This is a genomic window from Streptomyces sp. NPDC050560 (assembly GCF_044457285.1).
In the GTDB taxonomy this organism is placed as follows: Bacteria; Actinomycetota; Actinomycetes; order Streptomycetales; family Streptomycetaceae; genus Streptomyces.
The window spans coordinates 1057291-1083025 of record NZ_JBITGT010000001.1 but is presented as its reverse complement, the minus strand read 5'-3'; the positions used below and the strand labels follow the sequence as shown (position 1 = coordinate 1083025).

General features: G+C 72.8%; 21 protein-coding genes and 2 rRNA genes. 16 read left to right on the top strand and 7 right to left on the bottom strand.

All coding sequences use genetic code 11. From position 1 onward, the window contains the following. From ACIBIW_RS04690 to ACIBIW_RS04650, 9 genes are all read left to right on the top strand, one after another. A 23S ribosomal RNA gene (locus ACIBIW_RS04690) occupies nt 1-93 on the top strand; the annotation flags it as partial. A 99-nt stretch (nt 94-192) separates the two neighbouring features. Next, nucleotides 193-309: ribosomal RNA gene (gene rrf / locus ACIBIW_RS04685) — 5S ribosomal RNA — on the top strand. A gap of 117 nt (nt 310-426) precedes the next feature. Further along, entirely contained in the window at nt 427-1077 is a 651-nt protein-coding gene (locus ACIBIW_RS04680; RefSeq protein ID WP_399331845.1) for an HAD family hydrolase, read from the top strand. Between the two features lie 171 nt (nt 1078-1248). Continuing rightward, entirely contained in the window at nt 1249-2055 is an 807-nt protein-coding gene (locus ACIBIW_RS04675; RefSeq protein WP_399331843.1) for a VC0807 family protein, read from the top strand. A 133-nt stretch (nt 2056-2188) separates the two neighbouring features. Then, nucleotides 2189-3361, top strand: a complete 1173-nt coding sequence (locus ACIBIW_RS04670; protein ID WP_399331841.1) for an acetoin utilization protein AcuC — start codon at nt 2189-2191, stop codon at nt 3359-3361. 698 nt (nt 3362-4059) lie between these two features. Then, nucleotides 4060-4269: a helix-turn-helix domain-containing protein gene (locus ACIBIW_RS04665; RefSeq protein WP_399331839.1), complete on the top strand. Its 210-nt coding sequence runs from the start codon at nt 4060-4062 to the stop codon at nt 4267-4269. Nucleotides 4270-4405: 136 nt separating this feature from the next. Beyond that, nucleotides 4406-4504: a 30S ribosomal protein bS22 gene (locus tag ACIBIW_RS04660; RefSeq protein ID WP_003948845.1), complete on the top strand. Its 99-nt coding sequence runs from the start codon at nt 4406-4408 to the stop codon at nt 4502-4504. A gap of 257 nt (nt 4505-4761) precedes the next feature. Continuing rightward, nucleotides 4762-5889 (top strand): NAD-dependent epimerase/dehydratase family protein, encoded by a 1128-nt coding sequence (locus tag ACIBIW_RS04655; protein WP_399331837.1) that lies wholly within the window; start codon nt 4762-4764, stop codon nt 5887-5889. Nucleotides 5890-5903: 14 nt separating this feature from the next. Continuing rightward, a complete protein-coding gene (locus ACIBIW_RS04650; RefSeq protein WP_399331835.1) occupies nt 5904-6995 on the top strand; it encodes a lysophospholipid acyltransferase family protein in 1092 nt (363 codons plus the stop codon). 85 nt (nt 6996-7080) lie between these two features. Here the strand turns inward: ACIBIW_RS04650 and ACIBIW_RS04645 are convergent, their stop codons facing one another. The 3 genes from ACIBIW_RS04645 to ACIBIW_RS04635 form a co-directional block, all read right to left on the bottom strand. Beyond that, nucleotides 7081-8289: a DUF5667 domain-containing protein gene (locus ACIBIW_RS04645; protein WP_399331833.1), complete on the bottom strand. Its 1209-nt coding sequence runs from the start codon at nt 8287-8289 to the stop codon at nt 7081-7083. A 329-nt stretch (nt 8290-8618) separates the two neighbouring features. Beyond that, the gene (locus ACIBIW_RS04640) at nt 8619-9413 is read right to left on the bottom strand and encodes an ECF subfamily RNA polymerase sigma factor, BldN family (protein ID WP_399331831.1); all 795 of its coding nucleotides are present in this window, start codon (nt 9411-9413) and stop codon (nt 8619-8621) included. A gap of 464 nt (nt 9414-9877) precedes the next feature. Beyond that, on the bottom strand, nt 9878-10804 hold the full coding sequence (locus tag ACIBIW_RS04635) for an HAD family hydrolase (protein WP_399331829.1): 927 nt from the start codon (nt 10802-10804) through the stop codon (nt 9878-9880). A 121-nt stretch (nt 10805-10925) separates the two neighbouring features. On the opposite strand from ACIBIW_RS04635, the gene ACIBIW_RS04630 reads away from it, so the two are divergent. The 6 genes from ACIBIW_RS04630 to hemB all read left to right on the top strand — a co-directional run bounded on the left by ACIBIW_RS04630 (nt 10926) and on the right by hemB (nt 18237). Then, a complete protein-coding gene (locus ACIBIW_RS04630) occupies nt 10926-11213 on the top strand; it encodes a glutaredoxin family protein (protein ID WP_399331827.1) in 288 nt (95 codons plus the stop codon). A 505-nt stretch (nt 11214-11718) separates the two neighbouring features. Next, complete coding sequence (locus ACIBIW_RS04625) at nt 11719-12549, top strand: redox-sensing transcriptional repressor Rex (protein WP_399331825.1); 831 nt, start codon at nt 11719-11721, stop codon at nt 12547-12549. Further along, entirely contained in the window at nt 12546-14249 is a 1704-nt protein-coding gene (locus ACIBIW_RS04620; RefSeq protein WP_399331824.1) for a glutamyl-tRNA reductase, read from the top strand. Before ACIBIW_RS04625 ends, ACIBIW_RS04620 begins: the two co-directional genes overlap by 4 nt. Next, the gene (gene hemC / locus ACIBIW_RS04615) at nt 14246-15280 is read left to right on the top strand and encodes a hydroxymethylbilane synthase (protein WP_399331822.1); all 1035 of its coding nucleotides are present in this window, start codon (nt 14246-14248) and stop codon (nt 15278-15280) included. The genes ACIBIW_RS04620 and hemC overlap by 4 nt, the downstream gene beginning before the upstream one ends. A gap of 32 nt (nt 15281-15312) precedes the next feature. Next, nucleotides 15313-16989, top strand: a complete 1677-nt coding sequence (locus tag ACIBIW_RS04610) for a uroporphyrinogen-III synthase (protein ID WP_399331819.1) — start codon at nt 15313-15315, stop codon at nt 16987-16989. A gap of 240 nt (nt 16990-17229) precedes the next feature. Further along, complete coding sequence (hemB, locus tag ACIBIW_RS04605) at nt 17230-18237, top strand: porphobilinogen synthase (RefSeq protein ID WP_399331817.1); 1008 nt, start codon at nt 17230-17232, stop codon at nt 18235-18237. A 78-nt stretch (nt 18238-18315) separates the two neighbouring features. On the opposite strand, the gene ACIBIW_RS04600 is transcribed toward hemB, so the two are convergent. Next, nucleotides 18316-19188: a DUF4253 domain-containing protein gene (locus ACIBIW_RS04600; protein WP_399331815.1), complete on the bottom strand. Its 873-nt coding sequence runs from the start codon at nt 19186-19188 to the stop codon at nt 18316-18318. A gap of 117 nt (nt 19189-19305) precedes the next feature. Beyond that, nucleotides 19306-21093 carry an arginine--tRNA ligase gene (gene argS / locus ACIBIW_RS04595; protein ID WP_399331813.1) on the bottom strand — a complete coding sequence of 596 codons (1788 nt, stop codon included), beginning with the start codon at nt 21091-21093 and terminating at the stop codon, nt 19306-19308. Between the two features lie 192 nt (nt 21094-21285). Between argS and lysS the strand changes: the two genes are divergently transcribed. After that, nucleotides 21286-23058, top strand: coding sequence for a lysine--tRNA ligase (lysS, locus tag ACIBIW_RS04590; protein ID WP_399331811.1), 1773 nt, complete (start codon nt 21286-21288; stop codon nt 23056-23058). A 72-nt stretch (nt 23059-23130) separates the two neighbouring features. Here lysS and ACIBIW_RS04585 read toward each other — a convergent pair whose 3' ends face one another. Next, entirely contained in the window at nt 23131-24561 is a 1431-nt protein-coding gene (locus tag ACIBIW_RS04585) for a DUF2637 domain-containing protein (protein WP_399331809.1), read from the bottom strand. Nucleotides 24562-24891: 330 nt separating this feature from the next. Continuing rightward, nucleotides 24892-25728 (bottom strand): DUF3558 domain-containing protein, encoded by an 837-nt coding sequence (locus ACIBIW_RS04580; protein ID WP_399331807.1) that lies wholly within the window; start codon nt 25726-25728, stop codon nt 24892-24894. Nucleotides 25729-25735: the final 7 nt, after the last annotated feature.

Below are 25735 nucleotides of genomic sequence, written 5' to 3'. Positions count from 1 at the left end.
GGCTCCCAGGAGACGACTGGGTTGATAGGCCAGGTATGGAAGCCGGGTGACCGGTGGAGTTGACTGGTACTAATAGGCCGAGGGCTTGTCCTCAGGTGCTCGCGTCCACTGTGTTGGTTCTGAAACCACGAACAGCCAACCACCCACAACCGTTGCCAGTCGGCGGTGTGGGTGGTGGTTGGTGGTTTGTGTTTCGGTGGTTATAGCGTGGGGGAAACGCCCGGTTACATTCCGAACCCGGAAGCTAAGCCCTTCTGCGCCGATGGTACTGCGAGGGGGACCTCGTGGGAGAGTAGGACACCGCCGAACTCTTTGTGAAGAAGTGCCCCGCACGGGCCCCTGATTGGGGGCACTGTGCAGGGCACTTCTGCGTTGAAGAAGGCGTGGGCGTCGGGGTGGTTCTGGGCAGCGCTTAGAGTCGTCGGTATGCGACATGACTTGGTCATCTTCGACAATGACGGCGTTCTCGTGGACAGCGAACCCATCTCCAACCGCGAACTCGCCGCGTATCTGACCGAGTTGGGGCACCCCACCACCTATGAGGACTCCCTCCGCGACTACATGGGCGGGGCCATGCACCGCGTCCACGACACCGTGTTCGAGCGCAGCGGGCAGCGGCTCCCCGACGACTTCGACGACACCTTCCACGCCCGGGTCTTCCACGCCTTCGCCCGCGAACTGCGTCCCGTCGCAGGAGTCGCCGACGTACTGGAAAGGCTCACGGCGGACGGCACACCGTACTGCGTCGCCTCCTCGGGGACGCACGAGCGCATCAGGGTCGGACACCGGGCCACTGGGCTCGACCGCTGGTTCGACGACGGCCGCGTCTTCAGCTCCCAGGACGTCGGCCGTGGCAAACCGGCCCCCGACCTCTTCCTGCACGCCGCCGCCAGCATGGGCGTACCGCCCGAGCGGTGCGCCGTGATCGAGGACAGCCCCCTCGGGGTCCGCGCGGGGCTCGCCGCCGGGATGGAGGTCTACGGCTTCACGGCCATGACCCCGCCCGACAAGCTCACCGACGCCGGCTGCCGCCAGCTCTTCGACACCATGACGGACCTCCTCGACCTGCTGAAATAGGCGGCCGACGCGCCGCCCACAGGCGAGCGGTGACACGGGTCGGCAGGGCGGTGCTGACATTTGTCACGCGCAGTTCCGGACGATCTGACCTGCCGCCGGCCAGGGCCCTTCCACGAAGCTGAACACGTCGAGAACGAACGGCGCGAACAGTCACCACGGAGGGGGCCGGCCATGCGTGAGCACACAGCCAGCAGCACACGGCACAGCACCGGGCACACGACCGGCCAGGGCGCAGAAGCCGTCCAGGAAAGCCCACTCGAAGGGCTGAAGCCGCTGCTGCTCGACGTGGCCGTGCCCCTCGGCGCGTACTACCTGCTGCACGGGGCCCTCGGCGTCGGCACCGTCGCCGCCCTGGCGCTCAGCAGCATCGTCCCCGCCTTCCGCAGCGTGCTGAGCATCGTGAAGCGCAGGACCGTCAACGGCCTCGCCGGGCTGATCCTCGCCGTCAACATGGTCAGCCTCGCGCTGAGCACCGTCACCGGGGACCCCCGGCTGATGCTCGCCAAGGACAGCGGCGTCAGCGGCATCATCGCGCTCGGCATCCTCCTCTCCGTCGTCAGGGGACGGCCGCTGATGACGGCCGGGGTCAGGCCCTGGGTGGTGAAGGGCGACGTGCGCAAGGCCGCCGCCTGGGAACGGCTCGCGCCGACCGCCGGGTTCCGCCGCGCCGAGCGGATCTTCTCCCTGGTGTGGGGCTTCGCGCTGCTCGGCGAGTGCGTGGTGCGGGTCATCGGCGCCTACAGCGTGCCCGTGGACACCATGGTGTGGCTCGGCAACGTGATACTCGCCGTCGCCATGACGGTGGCGTTCGTGATCTCCGGGCGCTTCGGGGCGGCGCCTATGGAGACGATGGTCCAGGAGGCCGTCGACGCGGCGAACGCTGCAAACGAGGCGAGCGCGGCGGATGCGACGGGCATGGCGGACGGGGAGCCGGTTGCCGCGCGGCGGCCGGTGGCGGCAGGCGAGTTCGCCGGCTGACGCCGCAGCCGAGGGCCCTGTCGTGCGCCGCAGCGGGAGAGCGGCGCACGGCGGGGCCCCTCCCGTGTCCCGGCGCGCGGGCCGTACGGGTCGGCGGCGCCCCCGCCGCCGGGCGCCGGGTACGGTGGCTGGCATGAGCGGCCGAACACAGATGATGTGGGACGACGGCGTCACGGGCTACGACTTCGGGCCCGACCACCCCATGCAACCCGTGCGGCTCGCCCTGACCAGACGGCTGGTCGGAGCCCTCGGCCTGGACGCCGCCCTCGACATCGTCGCGGCGCCGCCCGCCGACGACACCACCCTGGGCCTCGTACACAGGCCCGAGTACATCGCGGCGGTGAAGGCCGCCTCCGCCGACCCGGACGCGGCACACGGCGCCCACGGGATCGGCACCATCGACGACCCGGCCTTCGCGGGGATGCACGAGGCGTCCGCGCTCATCGCCGGGCAGTCCGTGGCCGCCGCGGAGGCCCTGTGGAGCGGGCGGACCACGCACGCGGTCAACTTCAGCGGCGGCCTGCACCACGCCATGGCCGCGAACGCCTCCGGCTTCTGCGTCTACAACGACGCCGCCCTCGCCATCGCCCGGCTCCTCGAACTCGGCGCGGAACGCGTCGCGTACGTGGACGTCGACGTGCACCACGGCGACGGGGTGCAGGCCGCGTTCTGGGACGACCCCCGCGTCCTCACCCTCTCCCTGCACGAACACCCCAGCACCCTCTTCCCGATGACCGGGTTCCCGCAGGAGACCGGCGGCGAGGGCGCCGAGGGCACCGCGGTGAACGTGGCGCTGCCCGCCGGCACCGGCGACGCGGGCTGGCTGCGCGCCTTCCACGCCGTCGTGCCCGAACTCGTCGCCGACTTCGCGCCGCAGGTCCTCGTCACCCAGCACGGCGCCGACAGCCACTTCGAGGACCCGCTCGCCCACCTGGCGGTCTCCCTCGACGCACAGCGCGCCGCCCAGGTCGCCTGCCACGACCTGGCCCACCGGCACGCCGACGGCCGGTGGCTCGCCCTCGGCGGCGGGGGCTACTCGGTCGTCGACGTCGTGCCCAGATCATGGGCGCACCTCGTGGCCATCGCCGCCGAGCGGCCCGTCGAGCCGGGCACCGAAACCCCCGAGCAGTGGCGGCACGACGTGTACGCGCTGACGCGGGCCGCCGGGCCGCGGCGGATGACCGACGGGCGCTGGCCCGTCGCCTTCGCCGAGTGGCAGCAGGGATACGATCCGGCAGACCGGGTCGACCAGGCGATCAGGGCCACAAGGAACGCGGTGTTCCCGCTGCGGGGCCTGCTGCCCTGACCCACGGCCCGGTGCCACGGCCGTACCGGATGCCGCGTGCCGCATGCCGTGTGCACGGAACGTATCGGAGACGTAGACGCCGCCTACGCTCCGTGACCGGCGGCTCGGGTGCCGATGGGGCTGGTGGGTACGGGGTGTGGGCGTTCCGCGGCCGAAGTACGGGATCGCATCGGCTTGTTGACGGATCTCTCTGTCGACATACCGACCTGGTTCCGGCTACGTACGGGGTGAGACGGGGCTCTTTGTGGAGTCGTGCCGAGGCGGGAACCGGCGCACGGTGAACTGCGAATGCGACCGGCGCGAACGGCGTCCCCGCGGGCCCTTTCCGCGGCCTCCGCGATGGTCGTGCGGCCTCCTCGTGGGGCGCCGGAGGGCGCGGGTGGCCTTGCTGCGCAGCAGGTCAGACGCGGCGTCCGGGGCTTCGGGCGCAGGCGGCGCCTGGAGCGGCCAGGGTGGTGCAACCGGCGCGTGGCGCACACCGTGCGACGGGGCGCCCGTTGGTGCCGGGCGTTGCGCCCGCTACGGGTTGGGTGGTCGCTATGCCCCCAATGGGAGCGTCTGTCCGTGAGTGCGCCCGAAGGTGGCTCCTCTTCCCCACTCGTATCACCCGCCCCTAGTCTGGGGAGTGAGCGCGCAGCGACGTGGAGTCACCGGAGGGGAAGCCGGTGCCGGTCGCGCGCGGAAGGTTCAGGTGTGTCATGGCTGCTGGCGAGAAACCTCTCAACGAGGTTCAGTTCCTGACCGTGGCGGAAGTCGCCTCGGTGATGCGAGTGTCGAAGATGACCGTGTACCGGCTGGTGCACAGCGGTCATCTGCCCGCGATCCGGGTGGGGAGGTCCTTCCGAGTCCCGGAGCAAGCGGTTCACGAGTACCTTCGCGACTCGTACGTGGGGGTGGAGACGGCCTGAGCGTCCACCCTCGATTACTGGCTCGGCCGCGGGGCGAGTAGGCTAGCCCCTCGTAGGTCGTGTGGGCCCATGCAGCCCCGCACCGAGTGATTCCCGCCCGTTGCGGGGGTTGTCCCAGAAGTGAGCGAGGGTAGACGTGGGCTCTGTTATCAAGAAGCGGCGCAAGCGGATGGCGAAGAAGAAGCACCGCAAGCTGCTCAAGCGCACCCGTGTGCAGCGTCGTAACAAGAAGTAGTGGTCGGCCCCGCGCACGCGGGGCAGATCGCCGGGCGACCGCTGCGCCGATCGCGCTCTGTGGCCCCTCCACCCCGTGTGGAGGGGCCACAGCCGTTTCCGCGGGCGCCCCGGGGGCCGTCCGGGCTCGCCCCACCGGGCGATGTGCCCGCCCGCGTACGGTCGTACGAGCGAGGCGCAACCGGCTGGCGGTACCGTCGAGCACGAGTGTTCGGCCAGGCGGGCACAGCGGTGCGAGGCGGAAGGCAGGCGGCGGTCTTGGGCAAGATCGTGCTCGTGACGGGGGTGGCGCGCAGGCTCGGGGGCCGGTTCGTGGCCCGGGTCCAGAGCGATCCGCAGGTGGAGCGGGTGATCGCGGTGGACGCCGTGGAGCCGGAGTACCCGCTGGAGGGCGCGGACTTCGTGAAGGCCGACATACGGCAGTCGGCGATCGCCCGGGTGCTCGCCGAGCACTCGGTGGACACCGTCGTCCACATGGACGTCTCCGGCACGGCGCTCGGTGGCGGCAGCCGGGCCTCGGTCAAGGAGACCAACGTCATCGGCACGATGCAGTTGCTCGGCGCGTGCCAGAAGTCGCCCACGGTGCGCAGGCTCGTGGTGAAGTCGTCCACGAACGTGTACGGCTCCGCGCCCCGTGACCCGGCGGTGTACCGGGAGACGACGCCGCCCAAGTCCCTGCCCAGAGGCGGGTTCGCCAAGGACGCGGTGGAGGTCGAGGGGTATGTGCGCGGGTTCGCGCGGCGGCGGCCCGATGTGGCGGTGTGCGTGCTGCGGTTCGCGAACATCCTCGGGCCATCCGGGGACACCCCGCTCGCCGAGTACTTCTCGCTGCCGGTGCTGCCGACGGTGTTCGGCTACGACCCCAGGCTCCAGTTCGTGCATGAGGACGACGTGGTCGAGGTGTTGCGCATCGGCTCGCACGAGGCGCCGTCGGGGACGCTCAACAGCGGCACGTTCAACATCGCGGGGGACGGTGTGCTGACCCTCTCGCAGTGCTCGCGGCGGCTCGGCAGGCCGACGGTCCCCGTGGTGCTGCCCGCGGTCACCTGGGCCGGTTCCGCGCTGCGTACGCTGGGCGTCACGGACTTCTCGCCCGAGCAGGTGCGGCTGCTCACGCACGGCAGGGTGGTGGAGACCCGGGAGATGCGGGACGTGCTCGGCTTCAAGCCCGCGTACACCACCGCGGAGACGTTCGAGGAGTTCGTACGCGACCGCGGGCCCGGCCTGCTGCCGCCCCGTACGGTCGCGGGACTCGTCGACCGGGCCGACAGGGCCGCCACGGCCCTCGCGGCGCTGCCGCTCCTGTCCCGGCGGCGCGGGGACGGGCCCGGGGACGGGGCGGGAAGCGAAGGGCCGCGGCGGGCGGCGTCCGGGAACGGCGAGTGAGGAGCGCATCGACGATGCCTGACGCCAAGGTCATTCCGTTCGACGACGACAACAGGCCGCGCGGCGGGGCCAAGCGGCCCGCGCCGCGCCGCGGCAGGCAGGCGGGCCGCCGCGGCGGCGACGAGGCCGCGCGGGACGCGGCGGGCGGTCCAGGGCCCGTGGCGGACGCCGAGCCCGCGGAACTCGCGGCGGTCGCCGACGGGGCCGAGGACGCCACGGACGACGGGGCCGGGGACGCCGCGGGCGCTCCGGGGCCCGGGGGCGGCGCGAACTGGGAGCGGCGGCTCGCCGGGGGCCTGGCGTTTCTGCGCAGGAGGCTCACCGGTGACTACGACATCGACGACTTCGGCTATGACCGCGAGCTGACGGACCAGGTCCTGATGTCGGTACTGCGGCCCCTGTACGAGCGGTACTTCAGGGTCGAGGTCAAGGGCATCGAGAACGTGCCGGCCGAGGGCGGCGCGCTGATCGTCGCCAACCACTCGGGGACACTGCCGCTCGACGCGCTGATGATGCAGGTCGCGGTGCACGACCACCATCCGGCGCGGCGGCATCTGCGGCTGCTCGCGGCCGACCTGGTGTTCATGCTGCCGGTGGTCAACGAGCTGGCGCGCAAGGCCGGGCACACGCTGGCGTGCGCGGAGGACGCCGAGGTGCTGCTCGGGCGCGGGGAGCTGGTCGGGGTGATGCCCGAGGGGTTCAAGGGCATCGGGAAGCCGTTCGGCGAGCGGTACAAGTTGCAGCGCTTCGGGCGGGGCGGGTTCGTGTCGGTGGCGCTGCGCGCGGGCACCCCGATCGTGCCGTGCTCGATCGTGGGCGCCGAGGAGATCTACCCGATGCTCGGCAACGCGAAGACGCTGGCCAGGCTGCTCGGCATCCCGTACTTCCCGCTGACGCCGACGTTCCCGTGGCTCGGCCCGCTGGGGATGGTGCCGCTGCCGACGAAGTGGACGATCCAGTTCGGGGAGCCGATCGAGACGAAGGGCTATCCGGCGGAGGCGGCGGAGGACCCGATGCTGATGTTCAACCTGACGGACCAGGTCAGGGAGCAGATCCAGCACAGCCTGTACCGGCTGCTTGTGCAGCGGCGCTCGGTGTTCTTCTGAGCAGGGCGGAGAACAGGGCCGGGACGCCCCCGTGGTGGGTGTCCCGGCCCTGAGCCGTGCCGCCCGGCGGCGGTGCGGACGCGTCCTAGTGGGAGTCGTCCGACTCGTCGATGCCGAGGCCGGGGATGAGTCCCGGCAGCAGGGGCGGCAGGGTGATGTCCGGCTTGGGCAGGCCGCTGCCGCCGTCGGACGGGGTGGTGGCGGTGCCGCTGTCGGGCGGGTCGAGCAGCCCGGAGCCGTCGCCGAAGAGGGGGCCGCCCTCGTCGCCGGAGTGCGAGGGGCTCGGCTTCCCGTCGCCCCGGCCGTGGCCCGTGGAGGGGGCGCCGGACTCGGAGGGGGTGGCGCCGCGTGCGGGGTGCGAGGTGCCGGGGGAGGTGTCTCCGGTGCCGGGGGCCCCGGAGTCGGACGCCTCCTTCGAGGGGGGTCCGGGCAGCAGCGAGCGCAGCGGGGCGACCTCGTCGTCTATGGCGTCGAAGACGTCGCTGACCTCGCTGCTGACGTCGCCGAGCTGCGCGGGCAGCCGGTCGCGCAGGTCCGACCAGGTCGCGCGGTGGTTGTCGGTGAAGGCGGACAGGGTCTGGATGGGGCCGAGGGAGCCGTCCCTGCGGTAGGCGCCGTAGAGGAGACGGTGGCCCTCGGAGGCGTCGTGGCGCATGCCGGAGAGGGTGCGGCGGATCTCGGCGAGCGACTCGTGGTCGAGCGGTCCCGAGCGCTGGCGCTCCATCAGGCGGCGGACCTCGCTGAGCCGGGTGGATGCCTGGTCGAGGTAGATCCCGCCGCGGTCGGTGTCGCCGTCGGCGAGCCCGAGCTTGACGTCCTCCATGCCCCGCTTGAGGCCGTAGAGGGAGTCACCGGGGAGGGCGTGTGAGCTTGCCGCGGCGACTCCGCCGAAGGCACCGGCGGCCACGGACACGGTGAGCCCGCCCGCGGCAAGGCCCTTGGTCAGTCGGGTGCGCGGCCGGAGCTTCCGCAGGGGTCCTGCCGCCCGGTGGCTGCCCTTGGCGCTCCCGGGGGAGCGCTGCTCCGGGACGGAAGGGTCCGCGGCATCCGCGCCGTCGAGCGCCATGGCCTCCATCGCGGCCATGAGCCGGGTCCGCTGCTCCACCTTGACCTGGGGGTCGAGGGTGGGTCTCGGCAGGGCGGCGAGGCCGTCTGCCAGGGCGAGCAGCGCGCCCTCTTCCGGCCCCTCGGCCGTTTCCTCGGGCCGCTCGGCCGCCGCGTCGCGTGCGGAGCGCTCCTCCAGGGCCTGGGCGAAGGCGTTCGCCCGCCGGTGCGCCGATACGTTCGCGATCACTGGCGGCACCTCCTCTCGTATGACGGTCGACTCCCCAGGACATACCTGAGGATTGCGCCCCGGGCCGCGGTCACACGATCGAATGAGGGGAGCCGCGGGCACGACCACAGGGAGCCTGTATCCCGCACAACGAGCGGCGCGGCACTTGGGTTACGGACGTCCCCGGATCGGGCGGGGACGTCAACGAGCTTTCACCGTACGTTATTTGGACGTAGCTCTCCGTGCGCGCGCCTTCGAGTCTAGGCGCCGTGGGTGTCCGGTGTCCACGCCGTGCGCCCGGCGTACGCCGCGGTGCGCGAGCGGCGCGGGGCCGGTGGAGTGCGCCGCGGTCAGCGGGCGTCCTCGGGCAGGAGTCTGGCGAGGGTGCGCACGGCGCGGTACTGGAGGGTCTTGATGGCGCCCTCGTTCTTGCCCATCACGCGCGCGGTCTCGGCGACGGACATGCCCTGGAGGAAGCGCAGGGTGACGCACTCCTGCTGCTGGGGGTTGAGCCGGCGGACGGCGTCGAGCAGGGCGGCGTTGGAGAGGGATTCGAGGACGGAGTCCTCGGGGCTGCGCTCGACCTCGTTGGCGTCGAGCATCTCGCCGGTGGTGACCTCCAGGCGGAAGCGGCTTGACTTGAAGTGGTCGGCGACGAGGTTGCGGGCGATGGTGACGAGCCAGGCGCCGAAGTCGCGGCCCTGCCAGGTGAAGGTGCCGATACGGCGCAGGGCGCGCAAAAACGTCTCACTGGTGAGGTCCTCGGCGGTCGCCTTGCCGCCGACGCGGTAGTAGATGTACCGGTAGACGGTGTCGCTGTACTGGTCGTAGAGGCGGCCGAACGCCTCGGACTCACCGGCCTGGGCGCGCTCGACCAGGTCCATCATGCGGGCGCTGTCGCTGTCGGCGGCGGGGCGCCGCGGGGTCGCGGTCGCGGACCCTGAGCGGCCCCGTCTGCTCACCGCGGCGTGGCCGTCGGCGAGGGCGTAGCACGGGGCCGTGGGGCCCGTGGCTCGGTGCGGTGCGGCGTATGCGGGGACGGCGTACGCGCTGGGGACGGTGGGGACAAAGCCGCGCAGACAGTCGAGGACCGTTGCGCGGAGCGTAGCCAGGCCCGAGGCGTTGACCCCGACGTGTGGGTACACGGGACTCCCAGAGGCAGAGCTTGCATCACGTGCAGTGCGGGACCGTTCACCCGTCATGGCGACGTGTGGGTACCCGGAGTGCGTCTGAGGAGAATAACGCTTCGTACAGGCGGCACTACACCCAGTTGCTCAAATCGTCGGTTACGTCGCTTCTGTTATCGATTGCCGACCATTCAACTTACGGTTCGTGACCGTTTGTTGATCGAAATGCTTCGGATTCCGTTTGAGTGCGGGGTGTGTTGTGGCCGGGTGGTATCGGCGGGGACGGGGTGCCCCTGGGCTTCCGGCCGTCTCGGGTCGGGCGGCGTCGCCGCGGCGGGTGACACGGTGCGACGGAGGTTACCGCGTCGCGCGGCACGGGAGCAGCATGCGCGCTGCGGATACGCGCGCGTGGGTGGCCGTGGGGTCGTACGCGCGCGCGGCGGGTCGCACGGTCGTACGCGCGCGTGGGCGGCCGGTGGCGGTCAGTGGCGGCGGCGGTGGATCGCGATGGCCGCGGCGGTGCCGCCCGCCACGGCGCCGACGCCCGCGGCGGCCGGGATGCCGACCTTCGCCGCCTTGCGCCCGGTGCGGTAGTCGCGCAGCCGCCAGTCGCGCTCCTTGGCGTGTCTGCGCAGCTTGGTGTCCGGGTTGATCGCGTACGGGTGGCCGACGAGGGAGAGCATCGGGATGTCGTTGTGCGAGTCGCTGTACGCGGCACAGCGGGCGAGGTCGAGCCCTTCGGCCAGAGCGAGCGCGCGTACCGCCTCGGCCTTGGCGGGGCCGTGCAGCGGCTCGCCGACGAGGCGGCCGGTGTAGACGCCGTCGACGGACTCGGCGACGGTGCCGAGGGCGCCGGTCAGGCCGAGCCGCCTGGCGATGATGGTGGCGGTCTCCACGGGCGCCGCGGTGACGAGCCACACCCGCTGGCCCGCGTCGAGGTGGGCCTGGGCGAGGGCGCGGGTGCCCGGCCAGATGCGCTCGGCCATGTACTCGTCGTAGATCTCCTCGCCGATGGCCCGCAGCTCCGAGACCCGGTGGCCCTTGACGATGGAGAGCGCGGAGTCGCGGGCCTCCTGGATGTGGTCGGGGTCCTCGACCCCGGCGACCCGGAACCAGGTCTGCTGCCAGACGAACCTGGCCAGCTCGCGGCGCTGGAAGAACTTGCGCTTGTAGAGGCCGCGGCCCAGGTAGAAGATCGCGGCGCCCTGCATCACGGTGTTGTCGAGGTCGAAGAAGGCGGCCGCCCTGTCGTCGCCGTGGACGGGGAAGTCGGGCGCGTCGGACCCCGGGGCGGCGGCGGTGTCGGCCGCGTACGCCGAGCGGGCGGCCTCGGCGGCGGCCTCGCCCGCCAGGACGCTGCGCGGGGTGGTGGCGCGTCTGCGCGAAGTGAGCCATGCGGGAGCGGCCATGTGGCGAGCATAGCCAGTCTGTTCGGACGGCCGGGGGCGGGCGCGTTCGGCGGGCGTGAACTCTCGGCGACCACCCGGGGCGGCCGCGGGGCGGTCCGCGGGGACGGGGCAGACTGGGGGCATGACTCGACAACGCGGTCTGTTCCGGCGGGCGTCGAGGGCCCGCGCCGAGGGGCGTCTCGTCACGCTGATCCGCAAGCCCGGCTGCCATCTGTGCGACGACGCGCAGGCGGTGGTGGAGCGGGTCTGCGCCGACCTGGGCGCCGAGTGGGAGCAGAAGGACATCACCCAGGACCCCGACCTGCACAGGAAGTACTGGGAGCAGATCCCCGTGGTGCTCGTGGACGGGGAGCAGCACGACTTCTGGCGGGTGCGCGAGGACCGGCTGCGGGCGGCGCTGACCCGCTGAGCGCGCCGCGGTGCCGCCCGGTCCCGGGGCCGTGCGGGGCGCTCAGCGCGGGCGGCGCGGCGGGGGTGCGCGGTTGCCCCGGCCCCTGATGGGACCCCGCTGCGCCCGTCGCGCAGAGTGACCGGCCGTGAGCGGTGGGGTGGGCCGTCGCGCGGCCGGGCGCGCCGGTGGCGGGGCCGCGGCTGGAGTACGGCTGGGGTGGCGCTGAAACAATCACTTCCGAGCGGATCGAGAGCGGTCCTGTGTCGCTTACGATCGATGCGGTCTGGTCTCGGGGGTGATAATCGTGAGGAGTTGTGCGATTTTGCCCCCTTCGGCCGCGGAACGAGTGTGTGCTCGTACTGGTTCCCCGAACCCTGGCCCGAGGTGCGTGACCCCGGTCACGTTGCCAGGGCAAATCGGACACAATCTTTGTGCACGCGTTCACAAAGACATAGCCTGCATTCGACGGGGCGGTCCCGGGACGCATGGCCGCCCACAGCCCCGCGCTACCCGCAGGAGCACCGTGGCAACTGGCCGAACTCACCGACCGGCGACTCGCAGCCGAGGGATTCCCGAGGCCACCGTCGCCCGGCTTCCGCTGTACCTCCGCGCGCTGACGGCCCTGTCGGAGCGCTCGGTCCCCACGGTCTCGTCCGAGGAACTGGCCCAGGCCGCCGGGGTGAACTCCGCCAAGCTCCGCAAGGACTTCTCCTACCTCGGCTCGTACGGCACCCGCGGTGTCGGCTACGACGTCGAGTACCTCGTCTACCAGATCTCCAGGGAACTCGGCCTCACCCAGGACTGGCCCGTCGTCATCGTCGGCATCGGCAACCTCGGCGCCGCGCTCGCCAACTACGGCGGCTTCGCCTCCCGCGGCTTCCGGGTGGCGGCGCTGATAGACGCCGACCCCGCGATGGCGGGCAAGCCGGTCGCGGGCATCCCGGTGCAGCACACCGAGGGACTTGAGCGGATCATCGCCGACAACGGCGTCTCCATCGGCGTCATCGCGACCCCCGCGGGCGCCGCCCAGCAGGTCTGCGACCGGCTCGTCGCCGCGGGCGTGACCTCCATCCTGAACTTCGCGCCGACCGTGCTCTCCGTGCCCGAGGGCGTGGACGTGCGCAAGGTCGACCTCTCCATCGAACTCCAGATCCTCGCCTTCCACGAGCAGCGCAAGGCGGGCGAGGAGCAGGACAGGCGCAGGGCGGCCGCGGCGGCCGAGGCGGCGGGCCCCGGCGCGGAGGCCGCCGACACCGCCGACACCCCGGGCACCGCCGCCGACGGGCCCGGCAAGGCGAAGGGCCAGGCCCGGAAGGGGCCCGACGGGGACGTCCCCGCCGTGATGCCCGCATGAGCCTTCTCGTCGTAGGGCTGAGCCACCGCAGCTCCCCGGTGAGCGTGCTGGAACGTGCCGCCCTCGCCCCCGACACCCAGGCCAAGCTGCTCCGCGACACCGCGGAGGCGGAGCCGGTGGACGGCACCGCGGTGCTCGCCACCTGCAACCGCGTCGAGCTGTACGCGGACGTGGACAAGTTCCACGCGGGGGTCTCCGAGCTGTCCACGCTGCTCGCCCAGCACAGCGGTGTCGGCCTCGACGAGCTGACCCCGTACCTCTACGTGCACTACGAGGACCGGGCGGTGCACCACCTGTTCTCGGTGGCGTGCGGCCTCGACTCCATGGTCGTCGGCGAGGGCCAGATCCTCGGGCAGATCAAGGACGCGCTCGCCAGGGCGCAGGAGCAGCACACCGCGGGGCGGCTGCTGAACGACCTGTTCCAGCAGGCCCTGCGGGTCGGCAAGCGGGCCCACTCCGAGACCGGCATCGACCGCGCCGGGCAGTCCCTCGTCACCTTCGGGCTCGAACAGCTCGCGGACGGGCAGCAGGTCGCCGACTGGGCGGCGGGCAGGCGGGCGCTGGTGATCGGCGCGGGCTCCATGTCGTCACTGGCCGCGGCCACCCTCGCCAGGGCGGGGGTCGCCGAGCTGATCGTCGCGAACCGCACCGCCGCGCGGGCCCAGCGCCTGGCGCGCACGCTCACCGACCAGCAGGGCGTCGCCTCCCGCGCGATCCCCATGGACCGGGTGCCGCACGAGCTGGCACGCGCCGACATCGCCGTCTCCTGCACCGGGGCCACGGGGCTTGTCCTGACCGCCGAGGCGGTCGCCGACGCCGTACGCGACCGGCTCCCGGCCGAGGAGGCCGCACCCGCCGAGGCGGCGCCAGGGCCCGCTCCCGCCGAGGCCGGGCGTGCGGCGCCGCGCCGCGCGCCCGAGCCCGAGGGCTGCCCGCTCGACGTGGCCGCCGTGCAGGAGGCCACCGGATTCTCCGTCGAGGGCGAGGCCGCCGTCGAAGGACTCGACGCCGCCGCCCTCGAACAGCACGCGGCCTGGGTGGCCGGCGGCTTCGCCGGGCACCGCCAGGAGCCCAGGGGCCCCGAGGCCGAGGCGCGGGCCATCGCCGCGCTCGCCGCCGCGGGCGGCCGGGTGCCCGAGCTGCCCGGGCCGCGGCCCGTGCCCCGCCCGCGCCGCAGCCCGGTGCTGGCCCTGCTCGACCTCGCCATGCCACGGGACGTCGACACCGCCGCGCACCGTCTCGCCGGGGTGCGGCTCGTCGACATCGAGTCGCTGGCCGCGGCCTCCGCCGACGCCCCGATGGCGGCCGACGTCGACCAGGTGCGCGCCCTCGTCGGCGACGAGGTGACGGCCTTCGGGGCCGCCCAGCGCGCCGCTCGCATCACCCCGACGGTGGTGGCACTGCGTACCATGGCCGCCGATGTGGTGGCGGGGGAGATCGCCAGACTCGACGGACGGCTGCCGGGGCTCGACGACAAGCAACGCGCGGAGATCACCCAGACCGTACGGCGCGTCGTCGACAAACTGCTGCACGCGCCGACCGTACGGGTCAAGCAGCTCGCGGCGGAGCCCGGCGGCGCCGGGTACGCGGACGCGCTGCGCACCCTTTTCGACCTCGACCCGGAGACGGTCGCATCCGTCACCCGGGCCGACCTGAACGACGCCGACACCGAGAGCGGCAAGAACCGAGGGCGAGCATGACCGACGGCAACATCCCGGGGCAGCACGCCGCCCCCCGCGACCCGGGGGCGCTGCGGCTGGGGACCAGGCGCAGCAAGCTGGCCATGGCCCAGTCAGGACAGGTCGCCGAGGCGGTGCGCCGGATCACCGGGCGGCCCGTGGAACTCGTCGAGATCACCACGTACGGCGACACCTCGCGGGAGCACCTGGCCAGCATCGGCGGCACCGGGGTGTTCGTGACCGCGCTGCGCGAGGCGCTGCTGCGCGGCGACATCGACTTCGCCGTGCACTCCCTCAAGGACCTGCCGACCGAGCAGCCCGCCGAGCTGGTGCTCGCCGCCGTACCGCGGCGCGCCGACGCCCGCGACGTGCTGGTCGCGCGGGACGGCCTGACGCTCGCCGAACTGCCGCCGGGCGCGCGCGTGGGCACCGGGTCGCCCCGGCGGATGGCCCAGCTCAACGCGTACGCGCGCGCGTGCGGCCTGCTGATCGAGACGGTGCCGGTGCGCGGCAACGTCGACACCCGCATCGGATACGTGCGCTCCGGCGAACTGGACGCCGTCGTCCTCGCCGCCGCCGGACTCGACCGCCTCGACAGGTCACGAGAGGTGACCGACGTCATCGCGGCCGACGTGGTGCTGCCCGCCCCCGGCCAGGGGGCACTGGCGGTCGAGTGCGCGGCCTCGGCGCCCGCGCTCGCCGCCGAACTCGGCGCCCTCGACGACCCCCTGACCAGGGTCGCCGTCACCGCCGAGCGGTCCCTGCTCGCCGCCCTCGAAGCCGGTTGCAGCGCCCCCGTGGGAGCACTGGCCGACCTTCCCTCACTCTCGGCTCCGCCGGAGCGTGGGGACCTGCGGGCCGACGGGCAGATTGTCAGGGAAATGCGCCTGCGTGGCGTCGTCGGCACGCCCGACGGCTCCTCGCTCGTGCAGTTGTCCACCACCGGTCCCGTGCCCGAGACGCAGGAGCAGGCCCAAGCGCTCGGCCGTGAACTCGCCGCAGAGATGCTCGCCAAGGGCGCGGCCGGTCTGATGGGGGAGCGAGCACATTGAGCCCCACCACCTCGAATCAAACAGCCGTCACCGTGGCTAGCGCCCATCGGGCACACGGGCACGTCACCTTCCTCGGTGCGGGACCCGGAGATCCGGGACTGCTGACACTGCGCGCCGTGGAGGCGCTGGCGGGCGCTGACGTACTGATCGCCGAGCCCGACGTGCTCGACGTGGTACGCGCGCACACCAGGGCCGACGTCGCGGTGTGGGACGCCACGCAGGGCGCGCCGGGGCCCTCCGCGGTCACCGCAGTCCCCGCTGTCAACGGGGCGTCAAAAACCGCTGTGACCCCCGTGTTGAGGGACACGGCCAATCTTGTCATGGAGGCCGTGAAGGGCGGCAGGCGGGTCGTGCGTGCGGTCGTCGGCGACCCCGGGCTCGACACCTGCGCCGCCGAGGAGATGCTCGCGTGCGCGGCGGGCGGGGTGCCCTTCGAGGTCGTCCCCGGCATCGCCACCGCGGTCGGGGTGCCCGCGTACGCGGGGGTGCCGCTGCGCGACGCCGAGGGCGCGGACGTGCGCTTCATCGACGCCGCGACCGCGCCGCAGCGCTGCTGGACCGAGGTCGGCGCCTCCGACGGCACCGTGGTGGTCTCCGCCACTCTGGACACCGTGGCCGGGGCCGCCGCGGAGCTGGTGGCGGCGGGCCGCAAGCCCGACACCCCGCTCACCGTCACGGTCGCGGGCACCACCACCAGGCAGCGCACCTGGGGCGCCACCCTCGGCACCATCGCGCAGGTCTTCAAGCAGGCGAAGGTGCTGCCGTCGGCGGACGGCGGCAGACCCGTCATAGCCGTGGTCGGCGAGCGCTCCGCCACCGCACGGCGCGACCAGCTCTCCTGGTTCGAGTCCAAGCCGCTGTTCGGCTGGAAGGTGCTCGTGCCGCGGACCAAGGAGCAGGCCGCCTCGCTCTCCGACCAGCTCCGTTCGTACGGCGCCGTGCCGCACGAGGTCCCCACCATCGCCGTCGAGCCGCCGCGCACCCCGCAGCAGATGGAGCGCGCGGTCAAGGGCCTGGTCACGGGGCGCTACGAGTGGATCGCCTTCACCTCGGTCAACGCGGTCAAGGCGGTGCGGGAGAAGTTCGAGGAGTACGGGCTCGACGCCCGCGCCTTCGCCGGGATAAAGGTCGCCGCGGTGGGCGAGCAGACCGCGGCCGCGCTCGTCGCCTTCGGTGTGAAGCCCGACCTGGTGCCGAGCGGGGAGCAGTCGGCCGCCGGGCTGCTGGAGGACTGGCCGCCGTACGACCCGGTCTTCGACCCGATCGACCGGGTCTTCCTGCCGCGCGCCGACATCGCCACCGAGACCCTGGTGGCGGGCCTGATCGAGCTGGGCTGGGAGGTCGACGACGTCACGGCCTACCGCACCGTACGGGCCTCGCCGCCGCCCGCGCAGACCCGCGAGGCGATCAAGGGCGGCGGGTTCGACGCGGTGCTCTTCACCTCGTCGAGCACGGTACGGAACCTGGTGGGCATCGCGGGCAAGCCGCACGCGGTCACCGTGATCGCCTGTATCGGCCCCGCCACCGCGAAGACCGCGGAGGAGCACGGGCTCCGGGTGGACGTCATGGCGCCCGAGCCCTCGGTGCTCAGGCTCGCGGAGGCGCTGGCGGACTTCGGCGCGGAGCGGCGTGCCGCGGCGGTGGAGGCGGGCGACCCGGTGACCCGGCCGAGCGAGCGGCGGCCCGGGGCGCGGCGGCGTAGGTCGTAGGGGCGTGTCTCCCGAGGGGGCGCGCCCCCTCGGAACCGCCGCCACGGTGGCGCGCCTGCGTCGCCGGGTGCCTGCGGTGGGAGGGAGGCGGAGCCTCCCTTCCGAAAACCGCCGCGACGGCGCGTGACCACGACGGTGAAGGTCCGGCGGAATCCCCCACTGCGCACGCCCGAGGGGTCCGGCCAGGCGCCAGCCGTCCCCGCGCTACCGTGGGGGCAAGCGGCACTTGGAGGAGTTGGTGTGAGTACCTACGGACGTTTTCCCATGGCTCGGCCACGGCGCCTGCGCCGCACCGCGCAACTGCGCCGGATGGTGGCCGAGACCAGGCTGCACCCGGCGGATCTGATCCTGCCGGCCTTCGTCCGTGAGGGCATCGCGGAGCCCGTGCCCGTCGCCTCCATGCCGGGTGTCGTGCAGCACACCCGGGACAGCCTCCGCAAGGCCGCCGTGGAGGCGCTGGAGGCCGGGGTCTCCGGGATCATGGTCTTCGGGGTGCCGGAGGACGGCAAGAAGGACGCGATCGGCTCCGCCGGCACCGACCCGGACGGCATACTCCAGGTCGCCCTGCGCGATCTGCGCGCCGAGGTCGGCGACGACCTGCTGATCATGTCGGACCTGTGCATCGACGAGTTCACCGACCACGGCCACTGCGGCGTCCTCGACGAGCACGGCCGCGTCGACAACGACGCCACCCTGGAGCGGTACGCGGAGATGGCGCGGGCGCAGGCCGACGCCGGTGCCCATGTGGTGGGGCCGAGCGGCATGATGGACGGCCAGATCGGCGTCATCAGGGAGGCCCTGGACTCGGCCGACCACGAGGACGTCGTCGTGCTCGCCTACACCGCCAAGTACACGTCCGCGTTCTACGGCCCCTTCCGCGAGGCCGTCGCCTCCTCGCTCCAGGGCGACCGCAAGACGTACCAGCAGGACCCGGCGAACGTACGGGAGTCGCTGCGGGAGCTGGCGCTCGACCTGGAGGAGGGCGCCGACATCGTGATGGTGAAGCCCGCCGGGCCGTATCTGGACATCGTCGCCAAGGTCGCGGACACGGTGGACGTGCCCGTGGCCGCCTACCAGATCTCGGGCGAGTACGCGATGGTCGAGGCGGCCGCCGAGCGCGGCTGGGTCGACCGGGACCGCGCCATCATGGAGACCCTGCTCGGCATCAGGCGGGCCGGGGCGAGCGTCATCCTCACCTACTGGGCGACCGAGGTCGCCCGCCGCCTCCAGGACCCGGCCGCACGCTGACCCGCACCACCGTCCACCACCGCGCCCGGGCGTGGCTCCCGGGCGCGGCGGCGGCACGGGTGGGTCCTCAGCGGGCCGTCAGTCCCACCAGAAGGACCACGAGCGCCGGTTCAGGAGCTGCTTGGCCGCGTACTCCCTGAGCGTGCCGTAGTCGCTCTGGGTGATGTTGTCGGGGCAGAAGGCGAAGTGCTCGACCGCCAGCGCCTCGGCCTCCTCCGCGGTGGTGGGCGGGGCCGCCACCGACACGATGAGCTGGTCGAAGGTGAGGGCGACGACGCGTATGCCGAAGCGGTCCTCCCAGGAGCGCAGCACGGCACAGAGCCTGGCCACGTCGCCGTCGTAGTTCAGCGGGCCCGTCCAGCCGATCGCGGCGGGGATGTCCGCGCTGCGGCGGGCCGGGACGAGCGCGATCCTCGGCTCTGGCAGGGCGCCGCCGCGCTCGGTCAGCGAGTCCGCGACCTCGGCGGCGCGGGCGTCCGCCTCGCTCTCCGGGGTGGGCGCGGAGGTGAAGGGGCGCGCAAGGCCGGGCCAGTCGGGCCCGTAGGGGGCGATGGTGGTGTCGTCGGCCGACCCGCCGTCCCTGCCGCCCTCGCCGTCGGGGGCGTCGTCGGCCGCGTACTCCTCCCAGTAGTCCGCGAGGACTTCCTCCGCGTCGTGGTCGCCGGGATAGCTGACCTGGCCGGGGCTCAACTCCCAGTCCTGCGGCCCCTCGTCGTCCTCCTCCTCGTCCCCGCTGATCAGCACGGGGTGCAGGCCCGCCGCGCGGCGGGCGGTCAGCAGCCGGGACCAGTCGCCCGGGCGGGCGGGTGCCTCGGCGCACCAGAGGAGGGGTTCGTGCCAGTGGCCTTCGAAGGTGGTGTCGATCAGTGCCCCGGGCGGCAGGTCGAGCCCGAGGACCCCGCCGGTCGGGTCGGCCGCCAGTTTCGGCAGCGGATTGGGAAGCATCGCCATGCCCGTGACTGTAGAGCCCCACGGTGACACCTCAGCCCCGGCACCATCACGAACTGGCCGCCGGGGCCGCCCCGGCCACCTCCTCTGCCGGGACGGTACCGGCGGCGAGGCGGGGCCTCACAGCCTCTCGGGTGCCCTGATCCCCAGGAGTTCCATGCCCTGGCGCAGTGTTGACGCCGTCGTCGTGCTCAGGAACAGCCGGTTCTCCACCAGGTCCCTCGGGTTCTGCGGGTCGAGGATGCGGCACTGGTCGTAGAACGTGGTGAACAGGGACGCCAACTGGTAGAGATACGAGGTCAGTTTGTGGGGGGCGTAGCCCGTGGCCGCCTCGGTGACCGCCTCGCCGAAGGCGTCGACGTGGAGGCCGAGGGCCCGCTCCGCGTCCGCGAGCGGCAGCTCCGGGTGGGGCACGGGGGCCGTGTCGCCCGCCTTGCGGAGCACCGAGCGCACCCGCGCGTACGCGTACTGGAGATAGACGCTGGTGTCGCCGTTGAGGGACACCATCTGGTCGAGGTCGAACTTGTAGTCACGGCTCGCGGACGTCGACAGGTCCGCGTACTTCACCGCGCCGATGCCGACCTGCTCCCCGCGCTCCGCGATCTCCGCCTCGGTCAGCTCGCCCCTGGTGTCCTTCTCGCGCACCACCGCCGTGGCCCGCTCCACCGCCTCGTCCAGCAGGTCCTGGAGCCGTACGCTCTCGCCCGCGCGGGTCTTGAACGGCTTGCCGTCCTTGCCGAGGATGGTGCCGAAGGCCAGGTGGTACGCGGTGACGCCGTCCCCGAGCCAGCCCATCCTGCGGGCGGTCTCGAAGACCATCCTGAAGTGCAGCGTCTGCCGGGCGTCGACCACGTACAGCAGGGTGCTCGCCTTCAGGTGGAACACCCGGTCGCGTACCGCGGAGACATCGGTGGCCGCGTAGCCGTAGCCGCCGTCCGACTTGCGGATGATCAGCGGGACCTGCTTGCCGTCGGGGCCCTTCACATCGTCGAAGAACACGCACAGCGCGCCCTCCGAGCGGACCGCGACGCCCGCCTCCTCCAGGAGGCGGCAGGTCTCGTCGAGCATGTCGTTGTAGCCGGACTCGCCGACCACGTTCTCGTCGCGCACCTCCATGTCCAGCTTGTGGAAGACCGCCTGGAAGTAGACCTTCGACTCGTCGACGAACTTCTGCCAGGTCGCCAGCGTCGCCGGGTCGCCCGCTTGCAGTGCCACGACGCGGCGCCGCGACCGGTCCCTGAAGTCCTCGTCGGCGTCGAAGGCGGCGCGCGCCGCCTTGTAGAGCCGGTCCAGGTTCGACATGGCGGCCTCGCCCGAGGCGGCCTCGTCGCCGGTCTGCTCCGCGGAGCGGTCCAGCTCGTGCGGATGCTCGATCAGGTGCTGGATGAGCATGCCGAACTGGGTGCCCCAGTCGCCGATGTGGTGGCGCGGGATCACCGTCTCGCCGGTGAATTCGAGCAGCCGCACCATCGCGTCCCCGATGACGGCGGACCGCAGGTGGCCCACGTGCATCTCCTTGGCCACGTTGGGCTGCGCGTAGTCGATGACTGTGGTGCCGGGGTGCGGCGCCGTGGGCACGCCGAGCCTGCCGTCCTCGTCGGCGGCGCGGGCCGCCAGGTTCTCGGTGATGGCGCGGTCGGCGACCGTCACGTTGAGGAAGCCGGGCCCCGAGACCTCCACGTCCGCGAGCACCGGGTCGCCCGCGGCGGCCTCGGCGACCCGCGCGGCGAGCGCCCTCGGGTCGGACTTGGTGCGCTTGGCGAGCGCGAGGATGCCGTTGGCCTGGTAGTCGGCCCGGTCGCTTCGGCGCAGCAGCGGGTCGGCGGAGGGGGCCTCCGGCAGGGCAGCCGAGAGGGCGTCCGCGAGACGCTGCTGTACGGAAGCGGTGAGGGAGATGACCGAGGCCATGGAAAGGTGCCGTTCTCCTCGACGATGGGGCGGTTGTCCTCAGTATTTCATGCCCTGAAAAGCGATTTTCGCGCTTGCGGCCCGAGCTGGGAGAATGGCGCGGCGGGGGGTGGCGCCCCCGGAGAGCCCAGGTACCAGAGGACCACAGCGGACCGGGGAAACACCGCACCGAGGAAGCCGAGGAAAGAGGACGTGCCGATCGTGGCTGAGAGCAGTGAGAGCGCCGACTGGGTCTCCCGTTACGCGGACGAGGTCATCGCCGAGTCGGAGCGCCGCGCACCGGGCAAACCCGTCGTGGTCGCCTCGGGGCTCTCCCCCTCGGGCCCGATCCACCTCGGCAACCTGCGCGAGGTGATGACCCCGCACCTGGTCGCGGACGAGATCAGGCGCCGCGGGCACCAGGTGCGCCATCTGATCTCCTGGGACGACTACGACCGCTACCGCAAGGTGCCGGCCGGTGTCCCGGGCACCGACGCGTCCTGGTCCGAGCACATCGGCAAGCCGCTGACCTCGGTCCCCGCGCCCGCCGGCTCCCCGTACCCGAACTGGGCCGAGCACTTCAAGGCGCAGCTCGCCGCGTCGCTCGACGATCTCGGCATCGAGTACGACGGCATCAGCCAGACCGCCAAGTACACCTCGGGCGCCTACCGCGCGCAGGTGCTGCACGCGGTGCGCCACCGCGCCGACATCGACGCGATCCTCGGCCAGTACCGCACGAAGAAGCCGCAGGCGGGCCCGGCGCAGACGGCGCCGAAGGCGCAGCAGCGGCAGAAGCCGCTCGACGAGGCCGAGATCGAGGCCGCCGAGGGCTCGGGCGCCGCGGCGGAGGACGACGGCAGCGGCACCGGCGTCGGCTACTTCCCCTACAGGCCGTACTGCGGGAACTGCGGCAAGGACCTCACCCGGGTCACGGCGTACGACGACGACAGCACCGAGCTGACGTACCTGTGCGAGGAGTGCGGCTTCACCGAGACCGTGCGGCTCGCCGAGTTCGACCGCGGCAAGCTGGTGTGGAAGGTCGACTGGCCGATGCGCTGGGCGTACGAGGGCGTCGTCTTCGAGCCGAGCGGGGTCGACCACCAGACGCCCGGCTCGTCCTTCCAGGTCGGCCGGGAGATCGTCGGGCTCTTCGACTGGGAGCGGCCGATCGGCCCGATGTACGCGTTCGTGGGCATCAGCGGCATGGCGAAGATGTCGTCGAGCAAGGGCGGGGTGCCGGTGCCCGCCGACGCGCTGAAGATCATGGAGCCCCAGCTCCTGCGCTGGCTCTACGCGCGCCGCCGCCCCAACCAGTCCTTCAAGATCGCCTTCGACCAGGAGATCCAGCGGCTGTACGACGAGTGGGACCGGCTGACGGCCAGGGTCGCGGAGGGCCGCGAGGGCGGCGCCGCGGTGCTGCCCGCCGACGCGGCGGCGTACACGCGCGCGGTGGGCACCGCCGCGGGCGAGCTGCCACGCACCCCGCGCCCGCTGCCGTACCGCACGCTGGCGTCCGTGTCGGACATCACCGGCGGCCACCCCGAGCTGACCCTGCGCATCCTGCGCGACCTGGACCCGGCGCGCCCGCCCGCCTCGCTCGACGAGGTGCGGCCCCGGCTCGACAGGGCCGCCGCGTGGATCACCGGGCACGTCCCGGCCGAGCAGCGCACCGTGGTCCGCGAGGAGCCCGACACCGCGCTGCTCGCCTCGCTCGACGAGGACGCCCGCGGCGCGCTGCGGCTGCTGCGTGACGGGCTGGCCTCGCACTGGTCGCTCGACGGCCTGACGACGCTGGTCTACGGGGTGCCGAAGACCATGGCGGGCCTCGCCCCCGAGGCGGCGCCGACGCCGGAGCTGAAGGCCGCGCAGCGGTCGTTCTTCGTGCTGCTCTACCGGCTGTTGGTCGGGCGCGACACGGGACCGAGGCTGCCCACACTGCTGCTCGCGGTGGGCGAGGACCGGGTGCGGGAGCTGCTAGGCGCCTGAGGCGCCTGGTCCTGAGGCGCCTGGTCCTGGGGCGCCCGGTTCCCCGAAGGCACCGGGCGCCCGCGCGCGGGTCTACGCGATGTGGTCCTCGAACAGCTCGCTGTTGAGCCGGGCCGCGAAGCTGTCCATGTAGTGGGTCACCTCGCGGGCCTGGAGGCGCAGCCCGTAGGCGGCCTCGACGTTCGACGCGAACGCGCGGGGCGTCGGCATGCCCTCGCCCTCTATCGAGTGCCGGAAGACCTGGTACAGGTCCTCGTCGGAGGGGGCCGCCTCCGCCACGCCCTCGCCGAGCGGCCGCATGCCGCCCGCCCCGTCGGGCACCTGGAACTGCGGCTCGGGCTCGGGGAGCGGCACGTCACCCGGGGCGGGCTGCGGTACGGGCTGCCCGGGTGCCGGTGCCTGCGGGGGCTGGGGCTGCTGCTGGGGCTGGGGGGCCTGAGGTCCCTGGGGGCCCTGCTGGCGCGGTGCCTGGGGCTGCCGGGGCTGCGGCTGCTGTGCCTGTGCGGGGCCCGCGCCCCGGTACTGCCCGGGGCCGGGAGCCGGGTGGCGCATCGGGCCCTGGTCGGGCTCGGCCGAGCGCGGCTGGGGGACCGGGATCTGCTGCGGCTGGGCGTCGTACCAGGTCTGGTGCTCCTCCGCGGGCACATAGGTGGGCGGTTCGTAGTGGGGGTCGTAGTCGCCCTGGTAGTCCACGTTCTGCTGGGTGGCGAACCACTGGCTCGGCGCCTCGTCGCCCGCCGCGTCCCGCGCCCGCGGCCCTGCGGCCCCGGCCGTCAGCTCGGGGGCGCCGGGCTGGGTGGGCAGCGACGTCTGCTCGATGCCCGCCGCCGCGAGCCCGGCCCCCGCGGTCTCCTGGAGCGGCACCCCGTAGCGGGCGAGCCGCAGCGGCATCAGCGACTCCACGGGGGCCTTGCGCCGCCAGGCGCGGCCGAAGCGGGAGCGCAGCCGCGCCTGGTAGACGAGGCGCTCCTGCTCCAGCTTGATGGTGGCCTCGTACGACCGCAGCTCCCACAGCTTCATCCGCCGCCACAGCAGGAACGTCGGCAGTGGCGAGAGCAGCCAGCGGGTGAGCCTGACGCCCTCCATGTGCTTGTCCGCGGTGATGTCGGCGATCCTGCCGACCGCGTGCCGCGCCGCCTCCACCGAGACCACGAACAGCACCGGGATCACCGCGTGCATGCCCACGCCGAGCGGGTCGGGCCAGGCTGCGGCGCCGTTGAAGGCGATGGTGGCGAAGGTCAGCAGCCACGCCGTCTGCCGCAGCAGCGGGAAGGGGATGCGAATCCAGGTCAGCAGCAGGTCGAGCGCGAGCAGCACGCAGATGCCCGCGTCGATGCCGATGGGGAAGACGAGCGAGAAGTCGCCGAACCCCTTCTGCTCGGCCAGTTTCCGCACGGCCGCGTACGATCCGGCGAAGCCGATCCCCGCGATCACGACCGCCCCCGCGACCACAAGGCCCACGAGTATGCGGTGCGTCCGTGTCAGCTTCAGTGGCCCGGCCACCCGTGCTCCCCTCCACTACCGCCGTCCGGCGTACCGCACGGCGGCGTTCGACCCGCGCCCCAAGTGCCGCGGAACGGACGGGTTCCGCGTGCCGAGGGTGCCCTGCGGGCGTCCTGTCATGGCGTGTTGCGCGCAACAGCCTGGCACATGTGTACGGCAAACGTTCGCGCGGTGGCGCAAGCGGTCCGGGGCCACATCCGGGGCGTGGGGTGAAAGCCCAGGTGGCGCCGGGAAACTGACGATGCGGTACCGGCCGGTTTCGGGGCGGCTCCGCCCGGCACGGGTCGCCTCCCGGGGGCTGCCCGGGACGGCGCGTCAGGGGCGCCCCGCTCAGCCGCCGAGCGCTTTGTCCGACTTGTCGGACTTCTCGGAGGAGGACGAACCGCCCGGCTTCTTCGATGAGGAGCCGGAGGGGGAGTCGGAGGGCGCGTCGGAGCCGCCGCCCTTGCCGACCGCCTCGACGGCCGCCACGGCGTCCTTCGCGGCGCGCTGGGCGTCCTTCGCGAGGTCGTCCGCGTCCGGCGCCTTGTCGCCCGCGAGCCCGGCGCCGTCGTAGTCGACGGTCACGACGACGTTCTCGACCCGGACCACGACCGTCTGCTGCTTGAAGGCGCCCTCCTTCTTCTTCAGGTCGTAGCTGACGGCGGTGGCCTGGTCGCCGGTGTCGGCGACCGGGGTGTCCTTGGCGTCGGTGGCGCCCTCGGTGGCCTTGGCGGTGTCGATCTGCTTGGTGTAGTACTCCGTGGCCTGTTTGTTGCCCGTGCCGCGCGCGGTGTCGGAGTCGAAGCGCAGCAGCGACACGTTCAGCCAGCGGAACTGGGAGCCCTTGACGCCGTTGTTGTCGAGGCTGTCCCAGGAGCAGCTTGCGCGCCGCCCGGTGTCCGCCGACTCGCCCTCCTTGCCCTTCTTGCTGTCGGCCTCGGGCACCAGCGAGTCGAGCGTCTTGGCGGAGACGGTGTCGCACGCCGCGGGCAGCGAGGAGTACGCGGCCTTCGCGGGCGCGGTCGGGCTCGCGGAGGCCGCGGCCGACGACTTCCCGCCGCCCTTGGCGTCGCCGTCGTCCGAGCCGCCCGAGCCGCCGGACGAGCATCCGGCGGCGGCCAGGATCACCGGGACGGCGGCCGCGCAGACAAGGAGGCGGGTGAGTCGCTGGGCTGGTGGGTGCATGGTTCCT